This is a genomic window from Streptomyces sp. NPDC054765 (assembly GCF_053612065.1).
The window spans coordinates 1-16,643 of sequence record NZ_JBSHBP010000004.1 but is presented as its reverse complement, the minus strand read 5'-3'; the positions used below and the strand labels follow the sequence as shown (position 1 = coordinate 16,643).

The window sequence follows — 16,643 nt, the reverse complement described above, 5'->3', positions numbered from 1 at the left end:
GCCCACTCGTGACCGCCCGCCCGCCGTCCCGCCCCACCACTCCCGACCCCGCGCCCGCTGCGGGTGCGACCGACGACAGCGCGGCGGGGCGGTCCGGCCACACGGCGGCGTCCCGGCCGCCGGCCACCGCCGAGCGGGGCACCTTCGCCGGCCCTGCGGTCCGGGCCGCCGCCGTCACCCGGCCGGCCGCACCCCGCGAAGCGGCCGCACCCCGCGAGGCGACCGCGGCGCCCGGCCGGGCCGAGCGGCCCGCGGGTCCGTCCCGTGCGGCGCAGCCGGGGTCCGGCAGCCACGGCGTCCGGGCCGCCGCCCCGCTGTCCGACGAGGACCGCGGCCGGCTCCTGGGCGGTGCCCATCACGACCCGCACGGGCTGCTCGGCGCCCACCCCGTGCGCGGCGGGCTGCTCATCCGGGTCCTGCGGCCCTGTGCCGAGGGCGTCACGGTCCTCGCGAAGGGTCTGCGCGCGGATCTGCCCGCCGAGGGCGACGGGCTGTTCGCCGGGGTGCTGCCATTGCGCACCGTCCCGGAGTACGAGCTGCTGGTCGACTACGGCGACAACTCGCTGACGGTGCAGGACCCCTACCGCTTTCTGCCCGCGCTCGGCGAGCTGGATCTGCATCTGTGCGGCGAGGGCCGGCACGAGCAGCTGTGGCAGGCGCTCGGCGCGCGGATCATGGACCACCAGGGCGTGCGCGGCACCCGCTTCACCCTCTGGGCGCCCCATGCCCGGGGCGTCCGGGTCGTCGGCAACTTCAACTACTGGGACGGCACCGGCCACCCGATGCGCTCGCTGGGCTCCTCGGGCGTCTGGGAGCTCTTCGTGCCGGGCATCGGCGAGGGCGAGCTGTACAAGTTCGAGATCACCCGGCCGGACGGCTCGCGGACCGTACGCGCCGACCCGATGGCCCGGCGGACCGAGTGCCCGCCGGCCAATGCCTCGGTCGTGGACACCACGCACTTCCGCTGGACGGACGCCGACTGGATGGCCCGGCGCGGCGAGCGCCCCGTGCACGAGGCGCCGTTCTCCGTCTACGAGGTGCATCTCGCCTCCTGGCGCCCCGGCCTCACCTACCGCCAGCTGGCCGTCCAACTTCCCGCCTACGTAAAGGACCTGGGCTTCACCCACGTCGAGTTCATGCCGGTCTGCGAGCACCCCTTCGGCGGCTCCTGGGGCTATCAGGTGACCGGGTTCTATGCGCCCACGGCGAGGATGGGCACCCCGGACGACTTCAGGTTCCTGATCGATGCACTGCACCGGGCCGGGATCGGCGTCCTGATGGACTGGGTGCCGGCGCACTTCCCGCGCGACGACTGGGCGCTGGCGGAGTTCGACGGCCGCCCGCTGTACGAGCCGCAGGACCCGCAGCGGGCCGCGCACCCGGACTGGGGCACCCTGGAGTTCGACTACGGCCGCACCGAGGTCCGCAACTTCCTGGTTGCCAACGCCGTCTACTGGTGCGAGGAGTTCCATGTCGACGGGCTGCGCGTGGACGCCGTCGCCTCGATGCTCTACCTCGACTACTCCCGCGAGGAGGGCGGCTGGACGCCGAACATCCACGGCGGCCGGGAGAACCTCGATGCGGTCGCCTTCCTCCAGGAGATGAATGCGACGGTCTACCGCCGCTGCCCCGGCGTCGTCACCATCGCCGAGGAGTCCACCGCCTGGGACGGCGTCACCCGCGCCACCCACCACGTCGGGCCCGGCGGCTTCGGCGGTCTGGGCTTCGGGCTGAAGTGGAACATGGGCTGGATGCACGACTCCCTGGGCTATGTCTCCAAGGAGCCGGTGCACCGCAAGTACCACCACGGCGAGATGACCTTCTCCATGATCTACGCCTACTCCGAGAACTATGTGCTGCCGATCTCCCACGACGAGGTGGTGCACGGCAAGCGGGCGCTGGTGTCGAAGATGCCCGGCGACTGGTGGCAGCAGCGGGCCGGCCACCGGGCCTACCTCGGGTTCATGTGGGCCCACCCCGGCAAGCAACTCCTCTTCATGGGGCAGGAGTTCGCGCAGGGCGCGGAGTGGGCGGAGAGCCACGGCCCGGACTGGTGGCTGCTCGACCCGTCGTACGAGGCGGAGCCGGACCACCGGGGCGTACGCGATCTCGTCCGCGAGCTGAACCGCCGGTACGCCGCCACGCCCGCGCTGTGGGAGCGCGACACGGACCCGGCCGGATTCGCCTGGATCGACGGCGACGCGAGCGAGGACAACGTCTTCTCCTTCCTGCGCTTCGCGGCCGACGGCTCCCCGCTGCTCTCGGTCACCAACTTCTCGCCCGTCGTCCGCCATGCCTACCGGCTCGGTGTCCCCGGCACCGTCCCCGCCTGGCGGGAGGTTCTCAACACCGACGACCCGCGCTACGGCGGCAGCGGCGTCACCAACCCCGGTCTCCTCACGGCCGAACCGACCCCCTGGAACGGCCGCGCCGCCTCCCTCACCCCGGTGCTTCCGCCGTTGGCCACCGTCTGGCTGCGACCGGTCTGAGCGCCCGCACCACCGCGAGGGCGCGCGGAGACCGCCGCCCGGGAACGCCGAAGGGGCGGGTGCCGGCACCCGCCCCTTCTCCCCTCCTGCGTCCCGGGATCAGAGCTTGACGGACGTCTTCTGCGCCCCGCCGTCCCGCGGCTCGACGACGGGTGCGGCGGCCGGCTGGGCGGAGGCGTCGTCGACCAGCGTCTTCTCGTCGAACGGCAGCCGGCCGGCCAGCACCTCCGTTACCCGGGCCTTGTCGATCTCCTTGGTCCAGGTGCCGATCAGGACGGTGGCCACCGCGTTGCCGGCGAAGTTGGTCAGGGCGCGCGCCTCGCTCATGAAGCGGTCGATGCCGACGATCAGGCCGACGCCGTCGACCAGTTCGGGGCGGTGCGACTGCAGCCCGCCGGCCAGCGTCGCCAGGCCCGCGCCGGTGACGCCCGCCGCGCCCTTCGACGCGATGACCATGAACACCAGCAGCGAGATCTGCTGGCCGAGCGGCAGCGGCTTGCCCATCGCCTCGGCCACGAACAGCGAGGACATCGTCAGATAGATGGCGGTGCCGTCGAGGTTGAAGCTGTAGCCGGTGGGGACGGTGATGCCGACCACCGGCCTGCTGACGCCCAGGTGCTCCATCTTCGCGATGAGCCGGGGCAGTGCCGACTCCGAGGAGGAGGTGGACAGGATCAGCAGGAATTCCCGGGCGAGGTACTTCAGCAGCTGGAAGATGCTGACCCGGGCGACCAGCCGCAGCAGCGCGCCGAGCACCACGATCACGAACAGCAGACAGGTGGTGTAGAAGCCGATCATGATGACGGCCAGCGACTTCAGCGCGTCCACGCCGGTCTCGCCGACGACCGCCGCGATGGCGCCGAAGGCACCCACCGGCGCCGCCCACATGATCATGGCCAGCACGCGGAAGACCAGCTTCTGGAGGTGCCCGACGCCGCGCAGCACCGGCTCGCCCGCCGAGCCCAGCGACTGCAGTCCGAAGCCGACCAGCAGCGCCACCAGCAGCGTCTGGAGCACCTCGCCCTGAGTGAAGGCGGAGACCAGCGTTTTGGGGATCATGCCGAGCAGGAAGTCGGGCAGCGACTCCCCGCCGCCCTCGGTCTGGGCGTGGCCCGCGTGCCGGACGGTCTCGGTCAGATGGAGGCCGGACCCGGGGTCGAGCAGATTGCCGACGACCAGGCCGATGGCCAGCGCGACGGTGGACATCACCATGAAGTAGCCCAGTGCCAGCCCGCCGACCGCGCCGACCTTGGCGGCCTTCCGCACCGAGCCGACGCCCAGCACGATGGTGCAGAAGATGACCGGCGAGATCATCATCTTGATCAGGTTGACGAACCCGGTGCCGAGCGGCTTGAGCTGGACGGCGACGCCGGGGGCGGCGAAGCCCACGATGATGCCGAGCAGCACCGCCCCGATCACGGCGAGGTAGAGGAAGTGGGTCCGGTCCCGCTTCGCCGGCACGGTCTCCTCGGTGGTGCCCCCGGACAACGGGGTTTGTGCAGCCACGGCTGCCTCCTCGGTCTACGGCTGTGCGCTGATCTGCGGCTCTGTCACACAACAAGTCCCGGCGACTATGCACGCCGCTGTGGCGCCCGTCACCCTTACGTGCATTTCGTTCACGCAAAAAGTGACCGCACGGCCGGTTCCGGAAGCGACCGTGCAGACTGTTCTGCATGCGACTCCCCCGACCCCGCCCGTCCCGGCGGCTGCGCGGCCCCCGCAGCCTCGCCGGGCAGCTCTTCGCGATGCAGGTCGTGCTGGTGGCGGTGGTCGTCATGGGCTGCGCGGTCTTTGCGTACGTCAGCGCGGGACGGCAGGCCGAGGAGACCGCGCGGCGGCAGGCGACCGCGGCGGCCACCGCCGTCGCCGACTCCCCGGCGGTGGTGGCGGCGGCGCGGACCAAGGACCCGACGGCCGCGCTCCAGCCGTACGCCGAGCGGCTGCGGCACGATGCCGGTGTCGACTTCGTGGTGGTGATGGCCCCGGACGGGACCCGCTGGACGCATCCCGAGCCGTCCGCGATCGGCAAGAAGTACCTGGGGCACATCGGCCCGGCGCTGCGCGGCTCGGTCTTCCCCGAGACACATATGGGGATGCTCGGGCCGTCCGTGCGGGTCGTCGCGCCGGTCCGCGATCCGCGGCACGGCGGCCGGATCACCGCCCTGGTCAGCTCCGGGATCACCATCGAGACGATCAGCCAGCAGCTGCGTGACCAGGTGCTCGCGCTGGTCGGCGTGGCCGCGGCGGCGCTGGCGCTGGGCGGCCTGGGGACGTATGTGATCAATGCCCGGCTGCGGCGGCACACCCACGGGATGAACGCGGCGCAGCTCAGCCGGATGCACGACTACCACCAGGCCGCGCTGCACGCCGTACGCGAGGGGCTTTTGATGCTCGACGGGCAGCACAGGGTCGCGCTGATCAACGACGGCGGGCGGGAGCTGCTGGGGCTGTCGGACGACGCGGTGGGCCGCCGCGTCACGGAGCTGGGGCTGCCGGAGCCGCTGACCGAGGCGCTGCTGGCGCCCGGCCCGCGCGTCGACGAACTACAGCTGACCGCCGAGCGGGTGCTGGTCGTCAACTCCGCGCCGGTCTCCGGCGGCGAGCGGCGCGGCAGTGTGGTCACTCTCCGCGATCACACCGAACTCCAGGCGCTCTCCGGCGAGTTGGACTCGGTACGCGGCTTCACGGAGGCGCTGCGCTCGCAGGCCCATGAGGCCGCCAACCGGCTGCACACGGTGGTCTCGCTGATCGAGCTGGGGCGCGCCGAGGAGGCCGTGGAGTTCGCGACCGCGGAACTGGAGCTGGCCCAGGCGCTGACCGACCAGGTCGTCGGCGCGGTCGCCGAGCCGGTGCTCGCCGCGCTGCTGCTCGGCAAGGCCGCCCAGGCCAATGAGCGCGGCGTGGAGCTGACCCTGACCCCCGACAGCCGGATCGACGACGGACTGCTGCCGCCCGGTCTGCCGGCCCGCGACCTGGTGACGGTGCTGGGCAATCTCCTCGACAACGCCCTCGACGCCGCCGCCCCCACCCAGGAGCACACCGCCGCCGAGCCGGCGCGGGTGCACGTCACCGCGCGGGTGGACGGCGACGAGCTGCTGCTGCGGGTGGCGGACAACGGCCCGGGGGTGGCCGCCGGCACCGCCGAGGAGATCTTCCGGCGGGGCTGGAGCACCAAGCGGCACACGGTCGCGCCCGCCCGGGGCCGCGGTCTGGGCCTGGCCCTGGTCCAGCAGGCCGTACGGCGCAACGGCGGCACCGTCACCCTGGACCGGCCGCCGGAGGGCGGCGCCCGGTTCACCGTACGACTGCCGCTGCGGACGGGGGCGACGGCATGAGCGGGGCGGTGGGCGCCATCCGGACGGCCGGGAGAGGATGTGCCCGGTGACCCCCTCCGACATCCGGGTCCTCGTCGTCGAGGACGATCCGGTCGCCGCCGACGCACACGCCCTGTACGTGGGGCGGGTGCCCGGCTTCACCGTCTCCGGCACCGTGCACTCCGGCGGCGACGCCCGCCGCCACCTCGAAGCGCACGCCGTCGACCTGCTGCTGCTCGACCTCTACCTGCCCGACGGCCACGGGCTGCAGCTGGTGCGGACGCTGCGCGCGGCCGGCCACACCGTCGATGTCATCGCGGTCACCTCCGCCCGCGATCTGGCGATGGTGCGCGAGGGCGTCTCGCTCGGTGTGGTGCAGTACGTGCTGAAGCCGTTCACCTTCGCCACCCTGCGCGACCGGCTCACCCGCTATGCGGAGTTCCGTGCCACCACGGGCGAGGCCAGCGGGCAGGACGAGGTGGACCGGGCGATCGCCGCGCTGCGCGCACCGCGTCCGGCCGCGCTGCCCAAGGGCCTGACCGCGGCCACCCTGCGGGCGGTGACCGATGTGCTGCGGGCCGCCGGGAGCGGGCTGACGGCCGCCGAGGCGGCCGCCGACGTGGGCATCTCCCGGATCACGGCCCGCCGCTATCTCGAACATCTCGTGGAGAGCGGCCGGGCCGCCCGCGCCCCCCAGTACGGCCAGGTCGGCCGCCCCGAACTGCGCTATCGATGGTCGGGCCATTGACCGGCGGTGACCGGTGACCCGCTTTCAGCGGGCAGCCCGCCGTGGCCGGTTGGGGGCAGCGCCGATGAGTCCGGCAGGGCGGGGCGCGCTTTTCCGGACGGCATCCGGGCGGAATTCCGGGCGCGGGCGGGCCGGCGAGCGGCGGCCCTGGATTCCGCCCGCATCCCCCAGACGCCCCGGGATGCCCCGTCGGCCGCAGGTCGGACGGCCGTCCGTCCAGAGAATGACACCGGGCACGGCGATGGCACTTCCGGCCGGTACGGCTTTCGGGCCTTGCGGCTGAGGTCCACGCTGACCTGCACATTCGAGAATAGGGACATCGAGTCTTCCGTCCCCTCTCCAGGAGTCCCCGTGTCCCACGCGGCTGCCTTCCCGGGTTACCCCGGTTCCCCCGCCCCCACCCGTGCCGGTGCCGCCGTCGCCGCCCGCGCCACGGATCTGAGCAAGGTCTACGGTCAGGGGGAAACCCGCGTGGTCGCGCTGGACTCCGTCTCGGTCGAGTTCGGCAAGGCCCGGTTCACGGCCATCATGGGCCCGTCCGGCTCCGGCAAGTCCACGCTGATGCACTGCATGGCCGGCCTGGACGCGATCTCCTCCGGCTCGGCCCGGATCGGCGACATGGAGCTGGCGTCGCTGAACGACAAGCAGCTGACGCGGCTGCGCCGGGACAAGATCGGCTTCATCTTCCAGGCGTTCAACCTGCTGCCGACGCTGAGCGCGCTGGAGAACATCACGCTGCCGATGGACATCGCGGGCCGTAAGCCCGACCGGGAGTGGCTCAACGCCGTGATCGAGACCGTCGGCCTGTCCGGGCGGCTCACGCACCGGCCGGCGCAGCTCTCCGGCGGCCAGCAGCAGCGGGTCGCGGTCGCACGGGCGCTGGCCGCCCAGCCGGAGATCATCTTCGCGGACGAGCCGACCGGCAACCTCGACTCCCGCTCCGGTGCCGAAGTGCTGGGCTTCCTGCGGGAGTCGGTGCGGGCGATGGAGCAGACGGTCGTGATGGTCACCCATGACCCGGTCGCCGCGAGCTATGCGGACCGGGTGGTCTTCCTCGCTGACGGCCGGATCGTCGAGGAACTCCACGAGCCGACCGCGGACGCCGTCCTGGACCGGATGCGGCTGTTCGACGCCAAGGGCCGTACGCGCTGACGCCGGCGCGCCGCACCGCCGCCCCCCCCCGGGGCGCTGCCCTCCTCCCGAGCCCACCGGACCCAGGACTGACACCACCATGCTGCGAACCGCCCTGCGCAATGTCCTTGCGCACAAAGCCCGATTGATGATGACCGCGCTCGCGGTGCTGCTCGGCGTCGCTTTCGTCGCCGGCACCCTCATCTTCAGTGACACCGTCGGCGAGGCCATCAAGAAGGCCTCCAGCAAGAACCTCAAGGACGTGGCCGTCTCCGTCCACGCCGTCTCCGGCGAAAACGGGCCGGATACCGGCAAGGACGGCAAGCGCACCACCCTCCTCGACGACAAGCTGGTGCGCACCGTCCGCGCACTGCCCGGTGTGGAGTCCGTGCGGCCCAATGTCACCGGCACGGCCACCCTGGCCGGCCCGGACGGCATCCCGATCGGCAACGGCTGGCAGAACCTCGCCGTCAACTTCCAGCCGGACAAGGACGGCTACGACGCCCGCTATCCGCTGTTGCAGGGCCGCGGACCGGTCGCCGGGAACGAGATCGCGCTGGACGAGGCCACCGCCAAGGCGGCCGGCCACAAGGTGGGCGACGCCGTGCGGTTCGCCACCGACGGCCCGGTGCTGACGAAGAAGCTGGTCGGCATCGTCACGACCGACGACCCGCAGGTGACCGCGGGCGGCAGCCTCGCGCTCTTCGACACCGCCACCGCACAGAAGCTGTATCTGCACCCCGGCCAGTTCGACGACCTGGTGGTGGGCGCCGCGCCCGGCGCCGATCAGCAGGCGCTGACCGGCAAGGTCCGCGAGGTGCTGCCCAAGGGCCGCGCCGAGGCGACCAGCGGCACCGAACTCGCCGCCGAACAGTCCCGGATGGTCACCGAACGGAACAAGTCCCTGAGCCAGACGCTGCTGGTCTTCGCCGGTATCGCGCTCTTCGTCGGCATCTTCATCATCGCCAACACCTTCACCATGCTGATCTCCCAGCGCAGCCGGGAGATCGCCCTGCTCCGCGCGGTCGGTGCCTCCCGCCGGCAGGTGGTGCGCTCGGTACTCATCGAGGCGGCCGTGCTGGGCCTGGTCTCGTCCGTGATCGGGCTCGGGCTGGGCACGGCGATCGCGGTGGGCCTGCGGGCGGTGCTCGACGCCAACGGCGCGGGCTTCCCGGACGGGCCGGTCATCATCAGCCCGACCGCGGTGCTCTCCTCGCTCGGCGTGGGTGTCGTGGTGACCGTACTGGCCGCCTGGCTGCCGTCCCGCAAGGCGGCGAAGATCGCCCCGGTGGAGGCGCTCAGCACCGTCGAGGCGCCCCCGGCGCCGCGCAGTCTGGTGATCCGCAACTCCCTCGGCGCGGTCATCACCGGCCTCGGTGTCGCGGTCATGCTCTACGTCACCACGCTGAAGTCCTCCGACGACCTGCCGGTCGCCATGGCGGGCGCGATGCTGACGCTCACCGGCGTCATCATCCTCGCGCCGCTGCTGTCCCGGCCCCTGGTCTCGCTGGCGGGCGTGGTCACCACCCGGCTCTTCGGTATCGGCGGCAAGCTGGCCAAGGAGAACGCGCTGCGCAACCCGCGCCGTACGGCGGCCACCGCATCGGCGCTGATGATCGGCCTCACCCTGATGACCGGCATGACGGTCGTCGGGAACTCGGCACAGCAGGCCATGGACAAGATGACGGCCAACGGGCTGAAGGCCGACTACAAGATCGCGACCCTGACGTACATCGGTCTGGACACCAAGCTGTCGCAGAAGGTGGCGCAGATCCCCGGCGTCGAGGCGATGGCCCCGCTGCGCCACTCGGGCGTCGCGACCGGCAATTCCTCCCTGAGCCTGACCGGCACCGACCTCGCGGCGATCGGCAAGGTCGCCCAACTGGACTTCACGAGCGGCTCGTTGACGGCGCCCGGCGCCGACGGCATCGCGGTCTCCCGGTCCGCGGCCAAGGAGCACGGCTGGCGGACCGGCGACACCTTCGACGGGACCTTCCTGGACAAGAAGAAGACGAAGCTGAAGATCGTCGGGATCTACGCGGACAACCCGGTGGTCGGCGAGGCGATCAGCGGCACGTCGCTGGTGGACCCGCATCTGACCCAGCTGAAGAACGACGAGCTGCTGGTGAAGACCGAGGCCGGCAGCACCCAGGCGCTGGAGAAGCAGATCCGGCACGCCCTCGGCGACAGCCCGCTGCTGAAGGTCCAGGACCACGCCGACCTGCGCAAGGAGAACGCCGGGGAGATCGAGACCGTGCTCTACATCGTCTACGGACTGCTGGGCATGGCCGTGATCATCGCGGTGGTGGGCGTCGTCAACACCCTCGCCATGTCGGTCTTCGAGCGGACCCGCGAGATCGGGATGCTGCGGGCGATCGGACTGGCCCGCAGCGGCATCAAGCAGATGGTCCGGCTGGAATCCGTGGTCATCTCGCTGTTCGGCGCGATCCTGGGCATCGGCGTGGGCATCTTCCTCTCCTGGGCCTCCGGCAACCTGATCAGCCACGGGCTCCCCACGTACGAACTGCTGCTGCCCTGGGGCAGGCTGGGGCTGTTCCTGCTGATCGCGCTGGTGGTAGGCGTGCTGGCCGCCCTCTGGCCGGCCCGCCGGGCGGCCCGGCTGAACGTGCTGGCGGCCATCGGCGCGCAGTGACCGCCCGACCGCCCCGCACCACGGCGGCGCGCCGCCCCTCAACCGCGGGACGGCGCGCCGCCGTTGGTGGTTGCGGGAACCGCCGGGATCAGAAGACCGACTCGGCCTCGTCCATCCGGCTCGCGGGCACGGTCTTGAGCTCGGTGACCGCCTCGTGCAGCGGCACCATCGTGATGGTGGTGCCGCGCAGTGCGGTCATCTTGCCGAAGTCGCCGCGGTGCGCGGCCTCGACGGCGTGCCAGCCGAAGCGGGTGGCGAGCACCCGGTCGTACGCGGTGGGGGTACCGCCGCGCTGGACATGGCCGAGGATGACCGGGCGGGCCTCCTTGCCGAGGCGCTTTTCCAGCTCGACGGCGAGGTGGTTGCCGATACCGGTGAACCGCTCATGCCCGAACTGGTCGATCGCGCCCTTCTTGTACTCCATGGTCTCCTCGGCCGGGTGGGCGCCCTCGGCGACACAGACGACCGCGAACTTCTTGCCCCGGGCGAAGCGCTCCTCGACCATCGTGACCAGGTCGTCCACATCGAAGGGACGCTCGGGCAGACAGATGCCGTGGGCTCCGCCGGCCATTCCGGACTCCAGCGCGATCCAGCCCGCGTGCCGTCCCATCACCTCGACGACCATGACCCGCTGGTGCGACTCCGCGGTGGTCTTGAGGCGGTCGATCGCCTCGGTCGCGACACCGACGGCGGTGTCGAAGCCGAAGGTGCGGTCGGTGGAGGAGATGTCGTTGTCGATGGTCTTGGGGACGCCGACGACCGGCATTCCGGCGTCCGCCAGCATCCGGGCGGCGGTGAGGGTGCCCTCGCCGCCGATCGGGATCAGGACGTCGATGCCGTAGTCCTTGGAGAGGTCCTTGGACTTTTCACAGGCCTCACGGAGCCGGTTGCGCTCCAGACGGGACGAGCCGAGGATGGTGCCCCCGCGGGCGAGGATGCCGCTGACCGCGTCGAGGTCGAGCTTGCGGAAGCGTCCTTCGAGCAGGCCCTTGAAGCCGTCCTCGAAACCTATGACCTCGTCGTCGTGTCCGGTGAGGGCGCGGTGGACAACAGACCGGATCACAGCGTTCAGGCCGGGGCAGTCGCCGCCTGCGGTGAGGACTCCGATACGCATCGTGCTGTGTCTCCTGTGCTCGCTGTTGGTTCGTGTGAGCCGGTCCGATTGTTTCACGGACGACCGGCCCTCCCCTCGTACACGGACCTCACCCCTACTGTCCTCGCACGGGCTCCGCAAGGGAAACTGGGAGAGCGACTTATCCACATACGCAGGTATTGTCAAGAGGGACAAGCTCACCATAACGGCTGAATTTTGCGCCTTGCCGCCCACGGAATGGATCGGAGAGCACGCGTGACGCGGAGCGTGTACGTGACCGGTATCGACCGCGGCGACGGCCGCCAGGTCGTCGAGCTGGGAGTCATGGAGCTCCTGACCCGCCATGTCGACCGGGTGGGGGTCTTCCGCCCGCTGATCCACAACGACGGGCCCGACCGGCTGTTCGATCTGCTGCGGGCCCGCTACCGGCTCACCCAGTCCCCCGACACGGTCTACGGCCTCGGCTACGCGGAGGCCGCCGCCCTCCAGGCCGAACGCGGCACCGACGAGCTGGTCTCCCGGCTCGTCGACCGCTTTCATGCGGTGGCCAGGGACTACGAGTACGTGCTCGTCCTCGGCTCGGACTTCGCGGCCACCAGCCTCCCGGCCGAGCTGAACCTCAACGCACGGCTCGCCAATGAATTCGGCGCCTCCGTGCTGGCCGTCGTCGGCGGCCAGGGCCAGCAGGCCGAGTCGGTACGCGCCGAGGCCCGCAACGCCTACCGCGCCTACCACTCGCTGGGCTGCGATGTCGTGGCCATGGTCGTCAACCGGGTCGCCCCCGGGCACCGTGAGGCCGTCGTCGACCGGCTCTCCGCGCAGCTCCCCGTGCCCTGCTACGCGCTCCCCGAGGACGGCTCGCTCTCCGCGCCGACCGTCGGCCAGATCGTGCAGGCCCTCGGTGCCGAGGTGCTGCTCGGCGACGACTCCGGGCTCGCCAGGGACGCCCGGGACTTCGTCTTCGGCGGCGCCATGCTGCCGACCTTCCTCAAGGCGCTCACCCCCGGCGCTCTCGTGGTGACCCCCGGGGACCGGGCGGACCTGGTCATCGGCTCGCTCGCCGCGCACAGTGCCGGCGCCCCGCCGATCGCCGGTGTGCTGCTCACCCTCGACGAGAAGCCCGGCCCCGACATCATGGCGCTGGCCGCCCGGCTCGCCCCCGGCACCCCGGTGGTCTCCGTGCCCGGCGGCTCCTTCCCGACCGCGGCCGAGCTGTTCGCCATCGAGGGCAAGCTGAACGCCGCCTCGCCGCGGAAGGCGGAGACCGCGCTCGGTCTGTTCGAGCGGCATGTGAACACCGTGGAGCTGACGAACCGCATCTCCGTCGCCCGCTCCGGCCGGGTCACACCGATGATGTTCGAGCACGAGCTGATCGAGCGCTCCCGCTCCGGCCGCCGCCGGGTCGTCCTCCCGGAAGGAAGCGAGGAGCGGGTGCTGCGGGCCGCGGACGTCCTGCTGCGCCGCGATGTCTGCGAGCTGACGCTGCTGGGCGAGGAGGAGGCGATCCTCAGGCGCGCCGCCGACCTGGCCATCGACCTGGCGGGCGCCCAGATCATCGACCCGCAGACCTCCGGGCTGCGCGAGCGGTTCGCCGAGCGGTACGCCGCGCTGCGCGCCCACAAGGGCGTCAGCATCGAGCTGGCCTTCGACGTGGTCGCGGACGTCTCCTACTTCGGCACCCTGATGGTCCAGGAGGGCCTGGCCGACGGCATGGTCTCCGGCGCGGTGCACTCCACCGCCGCCACCATCCGGCCCGCCTTCGAGATCATCAAAACGACTGGTGCCGCGCGGAGCGCGTCAGGTGGGGCGGTGGCGGGCGACGGGCGGGCCAGGCCGGGCGCCCAGATCGTGTCCTCGGTGTTCTTCATGTGCCTGGCCGACCGGGTGCTGGTCTACGGCGACTGCGCGGTCAACCCGGACCCGGACGCCGAACAGCTCGCGGACATCGCCATCCAGTCGGCCTCCACCGCCGCCCAGTTCGGTGTCGAGCCGCGGATCGCGATGCTGTCGTACTCCACGGGCACCTCGGGCTCCGGCGCGGACGTCGACAAGGTCCGCAAGGCCACCGAGATCGTCCGCGAGCTGCGCCCCGACCTGCTGGTCGAGGGCCCGATCCAGTACGACGCGGCGGTGGACGCGGCGGTCGCGCGGACCAAGCTCCCCGAGTCCGACGTGGCCGGCAAGGCCACCGTGCTGATCTTCCCGGACCTCAACACCGGCAACAACACCTACAAGGCCGTGCAGCGCTCGGCCGGTGCGGTCGCCGTCGGCCCGGTCCTGCAGGGGCTGCGCAAGCCGGTCAACGACCTCTCGCGCGGCGCCCTGGTCCAGGACATCGTCAACACCGTGGCCATCACCGCCATCCAGGCACAGGGCGCCCAGCCCGGCGCCGGCCACACCGCCTGACCCGGCGGCTCCCCCATCCCCACCCCCACACCCCCGTCCCCGCACCCCATCGGAAAGCGCTCCATGACTGCCACCGCCACCCGCGTCCTCGTCCTCAACTCCGGCTCTTCGTCGGTGAAGTACCAGCTGCTCGACATGCACGACGGCTCCCGGCTCGCCGCCGGGCTGGTGGAGCGGATCGGCGAGGGGGCCTCGCGCCTGGCCCACAGCCCGCTGCACTCCGGGGGCGCCACACGCGACACCGAGGGCGCCATCGCCGACCACGAGGCCGCCCTGAAGGCCGTCGCCGCCGAGCTGGCCGCCGACGGGCTGGGCCTCGACTCCCCCGAGCTGGCCGCGATCGGGCACCGGGTGGTGCACGGCGGGCTGAAGTTCACCGAGCCGACCGTGATCGACGACGCGGTGCTCCAGGAGATCGAGCGGCTGGTGCCGGTCGCCCCGCTGCACAACCCGGCCAATATCACCGGCATCCGGACCGCCCGCGCGCTGCGCCCCGACCTGCCGCAGGTCGCGGTCTTCGACACCGCCTTCCACACCACGATGCCGGAGTACGCGGCCCGCTACGCCATCGACGTGGAGACCGCCGACGCGCACCGCATCCGCCGCTACGGCTTCCACGGCACCTCGCACGCCTATGTCTCCCGCAAGACCGCGGCGCTGCTGGGCAAGGACCCCTCCGAGGTCAACGTCATCGTGCTGCACCTGGGCAACGGCGCCTCCGCCTCGGCGGTGGCCGGCGGCCGCTGTGTGGACACCTCGATGGGGCTGACCCCCTTGGAAGGGCTCGTCATGGGTACCCGCTCCGGTGACATCGACCCGGCGGTGACCTTCCACCTCAAGCGGGTGGCCGGGATGTCGGAGGACGAGGTCGATGTGCTGCTCAACAAGAAGAGCGGTCTGACCGGGCTGTGCGGGGACAACGACATGCGGGAGATCCGGCGCCGGATCGACGAGGGTGACGCGCGCGCCCGGCTCGCCTTCGACATCTACATCCACCGGCTGAAGAAGTACATCGGCGCCTACAGCGCGGTGCTCGGCCACGTCGACGCGGTGGCGTTCACCGCGGGCGTCGGGGAGAACGCCGCCCCGGTGCGCGAGGCCGCCCTCGCGGGCCTGGAGGAAATGGGGATGGCCGTGGACGTCTCGCGCAACGCCGTACGGTCCGACGAGCCCCGGCTGATCTCGCCGGAATACGCTCGGGTCGCGGTCGCCGTCGTGCCGACGGACGAGGAGCTGGAGATCGCCCAGCAGACATACGCCCTGGTCAGCGCCTAGGACTCGGTGTTTCCGCCTACCGAAATATTCCGCTCCGAAACAAACCGATAGGATTCCGCCCATGCGCCGTTCCAAAATCGTCTGCACCCTGGGCCCCGCCGTCGACTCCTACGAGCAGCTGAAGACGCTGATCGAAGCCGGCATGAACGTGGCCCGATTCAACATGAGCCACGGGACCCAGCCGGAGCACGAGGAGCGGTACCACCGCCTCCGCAAGGCCTCCGAGGAGACCGGCCGCGCGGTCGGCGTGCTGGCCGACCTCCAGGGCCCCAAGATCCGCCTGGAGACCTTCGCCGACGGCCCGGTGGAGCTGGTGCGCGGCGACGAGTTCGTCATCACCACCGAGGACGTGCCCGGCGACCGGACCATCTGCGGGACGACCTACAAGGGCCTGCCCGGCGACGTCTCCAAGGGCGACCCGGTCCTGATCAACGACGGCAATGTCGCCCTCCAAGTCGTCGAGATCGACGGCCCGCGGGTGCGCACCATCGTCATCGAGGGCGGGGTCATCTCCGACCACAAGGGCATCAACCTGCCCGGCGCCGCGGTGAATGTCCCCGCGCTGTCCGAGAAGGACATCGAGGACCTCAAGTTCGCCCTGAAGATGGGCTGCGACATGGTCGCCCTGTCCTTCGTGCGCGACGCCAAGGACGTCCAGGACGTGCACCGCGTCATGGACGAGGTCGGCCGCCGGGTCCCGGTCATCGCCAAGGTGGAGAAGCCGCAGGCGGTGGCCAACATGCAGGAGGTCGTGATGGCCTTCGACGCCGTCATGGTCGCCCGTGGTGACCTGGCGGTGGAGTACCCGCTGGAGAAGGTCCCGATGGTGCAGAAGCGCCTGGTGGAGCTGTGCCGCAGGAACGCCAAGCCGGTGATCGTCGCGACCCAGATGATGGAGTCGATGATCACCAACTCCCGGCCGACCCGCGCCGAGGCGTCCGATGTCGCCAACGCCATCCTCGACGGCGCCGACGCGGTCATGCTCTCCGCCGAGTCGTCCGTCGGCGCCTACCCGATCGAGACCGTCAAGACGATGTCGAAGATCGTCGAGGCGGCCGAGGAGGAGCTGCTCTCCAAGGGCCTGCAGCCGCTGGTGCCCGGCAAGAAGCCGCGTACACAGGGTGGCGCGGTGGCCCGTGCGGCCTGCGAGATGGCCGACTTCCTGGACGGCAAGGCGCTGGTGGCCTTCACCAAGTCCGGCGACACCGCCCGCCGGCTCTCCCGCTACCGCGCGACCCAGCCGATCCTGGCCTTCACCACCGACAGCTCCACCCGCAACCAGCTCACGCTGAGCTGGGGCGTGGACAGCTTCGTGGTGCAGCACGTCGACAACACGGACGCGATGGTCGACCTGGTCGACGCCGAGCTGCTCAAGCTCAAGCGCTACAGCGAGGGCGACACCATGCTGATCACCGCCGGTTCGCCCCCCGGTGTCCCCGGCACCACCAACATGGTGCGGGTGCACCACCTCGGCAGCCAGCAGGGCTGAGCGCCCGGCACGCGGAACGGCGGTGGGCCGCCCCCTTCGAGGGGC

10 protein-coding genes are annotated in these 16,643 nt (G+C 71.4%); 8 read left to right on the top strand and 2 right to left on the bottom strand.

Annotated features, from left to right (window positions below; genetic code table 11):
* Positions 1 to 8 precede the first annotated feature (8 nt).
* Positions 9 to 2,489 carry a 1,4-alpha-glucan branching enzyme gene (gene glgB / locus ACWGJY_RS04140; RefSeq protein WP_453259238.1) on the top strand — a complete coding sequence of 827 codons (2,481 nt, stop codon included), beginning with the start codon at positions 9 to 11 and terminating at the stop codon, positions 2,487 to 2,489.
* 99 nt (positions 2,490 to 2,588) lie between these two features.
* Here the strand turns inward: glgB and ACWGJY_RS04135 are convergent, their stop codons facing one another.
* Positions 2,589 to 3,995, bottom strand: a complete 1,407-nt coding sequence (locus ACWGJY_RS04135; protein ID WP_453259237.1) for a cation:dicarboxylate symporter family transporter — start codon at positions 3,993 to 3,995, stop codon at positions 2,589 to 2,591.
* 167 nt (positions 3,996 to 4,162) lie between these two features.
* Here ACWGJY_RS04135 and ACWGJY_RS04130 point away from each other — a divergent pair, with 167 nt between their 5' ends.
* The 4 genes from ACWGJY_RS04130 to ACWGJY_RS04115 all read left to right on the top strand — a co-directional run bounded on the left by ACWGJY_RS04130 (position 4,163) and on the right by ACWGJY_RS04115 (position 10,335).
* Positions 4,163 to 5,824, top strand: a complete 1,662-nt coding sequence (locus tag ACWGJY_RS04130; protein ID WP_453259236.1) for a sensor histidine kinase — start codon at positions 4,163 to 4,165, stop codon at positions 5,822 to 5,824.
* Positions 5,825 to 5,861: 37 nt separating this feature from the next.
* Positions 5,862 to 6,551, top strand: a complete 690-nt coding sequence (locus ACWGJY_RS04125) for a response regulator (RefSeq protein WP_453259235.1) — start codon at positions 5,862 to 5,864, stop codon at positions 6,549 to 6,551.
* Between the two features lie 351 nt (positions 6,552 to 6,902).
* Complete coding sequence (locus ACWGJY_RS04120; protein ID WP_453259234.1) at positions 6,903 to 7,703, top strand: ABC transporter ATP-binding protein; 801 nt, start codon at positions 6,903 to 6,905, stop codon at positions 7,701 to 7,703.
* A 79-nt stretch (positions 7,704 to 7,782) separates the two neighbouring features.
* Positions 7,783 to 10,335, top strand: a complete 2,553-nt coding sequence (locus ACWGJY_RS04115; protein WP_453259233.1) for an ABC transporter permease — start codon at positions 7,783 to 7,785, stop codon at positions 10,333 to 10,335.
* Between the two features lie 88 nt (positions 10,336 to 10,423).
* Here the strand turns inward: ACWGJY_RS04115 and ACWGJY_RS04110 are convergent, their stop codons facing one another.
* On the bottom strand, positions 10,424 to 11,449 hold the full coding sequence (locus ACWGJY_RS04110; RefSeq protein ID WP_453259232.1) for an ATP-dependent 6-phosphofructokinase: 1,026 nt from the start codon (positions 11,447 to 11,449) through the stop codon (positions 10,424 to 10,426).
* 234 nt (positions 11,450 to 11,683) lie between these two features.
* Here ACWGJY_RS04110 and pta point away from each other — a divergent pair, with 234 nt between their 5' ends.
* The 3 genes from pta (at position 11,684) to pyk (ending at position 16,598) form a co-directional block, all read left to right on the top strand.
* Positions 11,684 to 13,834, top strand: coding sequence for a phosphate acetyltransferase (gene pta / locus ACWGJY_RS04105; protein ID WP_453259231.1), 2,151 nt, complete (start codon positions 11,684 to 11,686; stop codon positions 13,832 to 13,834).
* 63 nt (positions 13,835 to 13,897) lie between these two features.
* Entirely contained in the window at positions 13,898 to 15,109 is a 1,212-nt protein-coding gene (locus ACWGJY_RS04100; RefSeq protein WP_453259230.1) for an acetate kinase, read from the top strand.
* Positions 15,110 to 15,170: 61 nt separating this feature from the next.
* Positions 15,171 to 16,598, top strand: a complete 1,428-nt coding sequence (gene pyk / locus ACWGJY_RS04095; protein WP_453259229.1) for a pyruvate kinase — start codon at positions 15,171 to 15,173, stop codon at positions 16,596 to 16,598.
* Positions 16,599 to 16,643: the final 45 nt, after the last annotated feature.

What these genes read in the sequence shown, in the direction of transcription:
- ACWGJY_RS04130 (WP_453259236.1), top strand. Translation starts at nt 4,163, where the DNA reads ATGCGACTCCCCCGACCCCGCCCGTCCCGGCGGCTGCGCGGCCCCCGC.
- ACWGJY_RS04125 (WP_453259235.1), top strand. Translation starts at nt 5,862, where the DNA reads ATGTGCCCGGTGACCCCCTCCGACATCCGGGTCCTCGTCGTCGAGGAC.
- ACWGJY_RS04115 (WP_453259233.1), top strand. Translation starts at nt 7,783, where the DNA reads ATGCTGCGAACCGCCCTGCGCAATGTCCTTGCGCACAAAGCCCGATTG.
- ACWGJY_RS04110 (WP_453259232.1), bottom strand. Translation starts at nt 11,449, where the DNA reads ATGCGTATCGGAGTCCTCACCGCAGGCGGCGACTGCCCCGGCCTGAAC.
- ACWGJY_RS04100 (WP_453259230.1), top strand. Translation starts at nt 13,898, where the DNA reads ATGACTGCCACCGCCACCCGCGTCCTCGTCCTCAACTCCGGCTCTTCG.
- pyk (WP_453259229.1), top strand. Translation starts at nt 15,171, where the DNA reads ATGCGCCGTTCCAAAATCGTCTGCACCCTGGGCCCCGCCGTCGACTCC.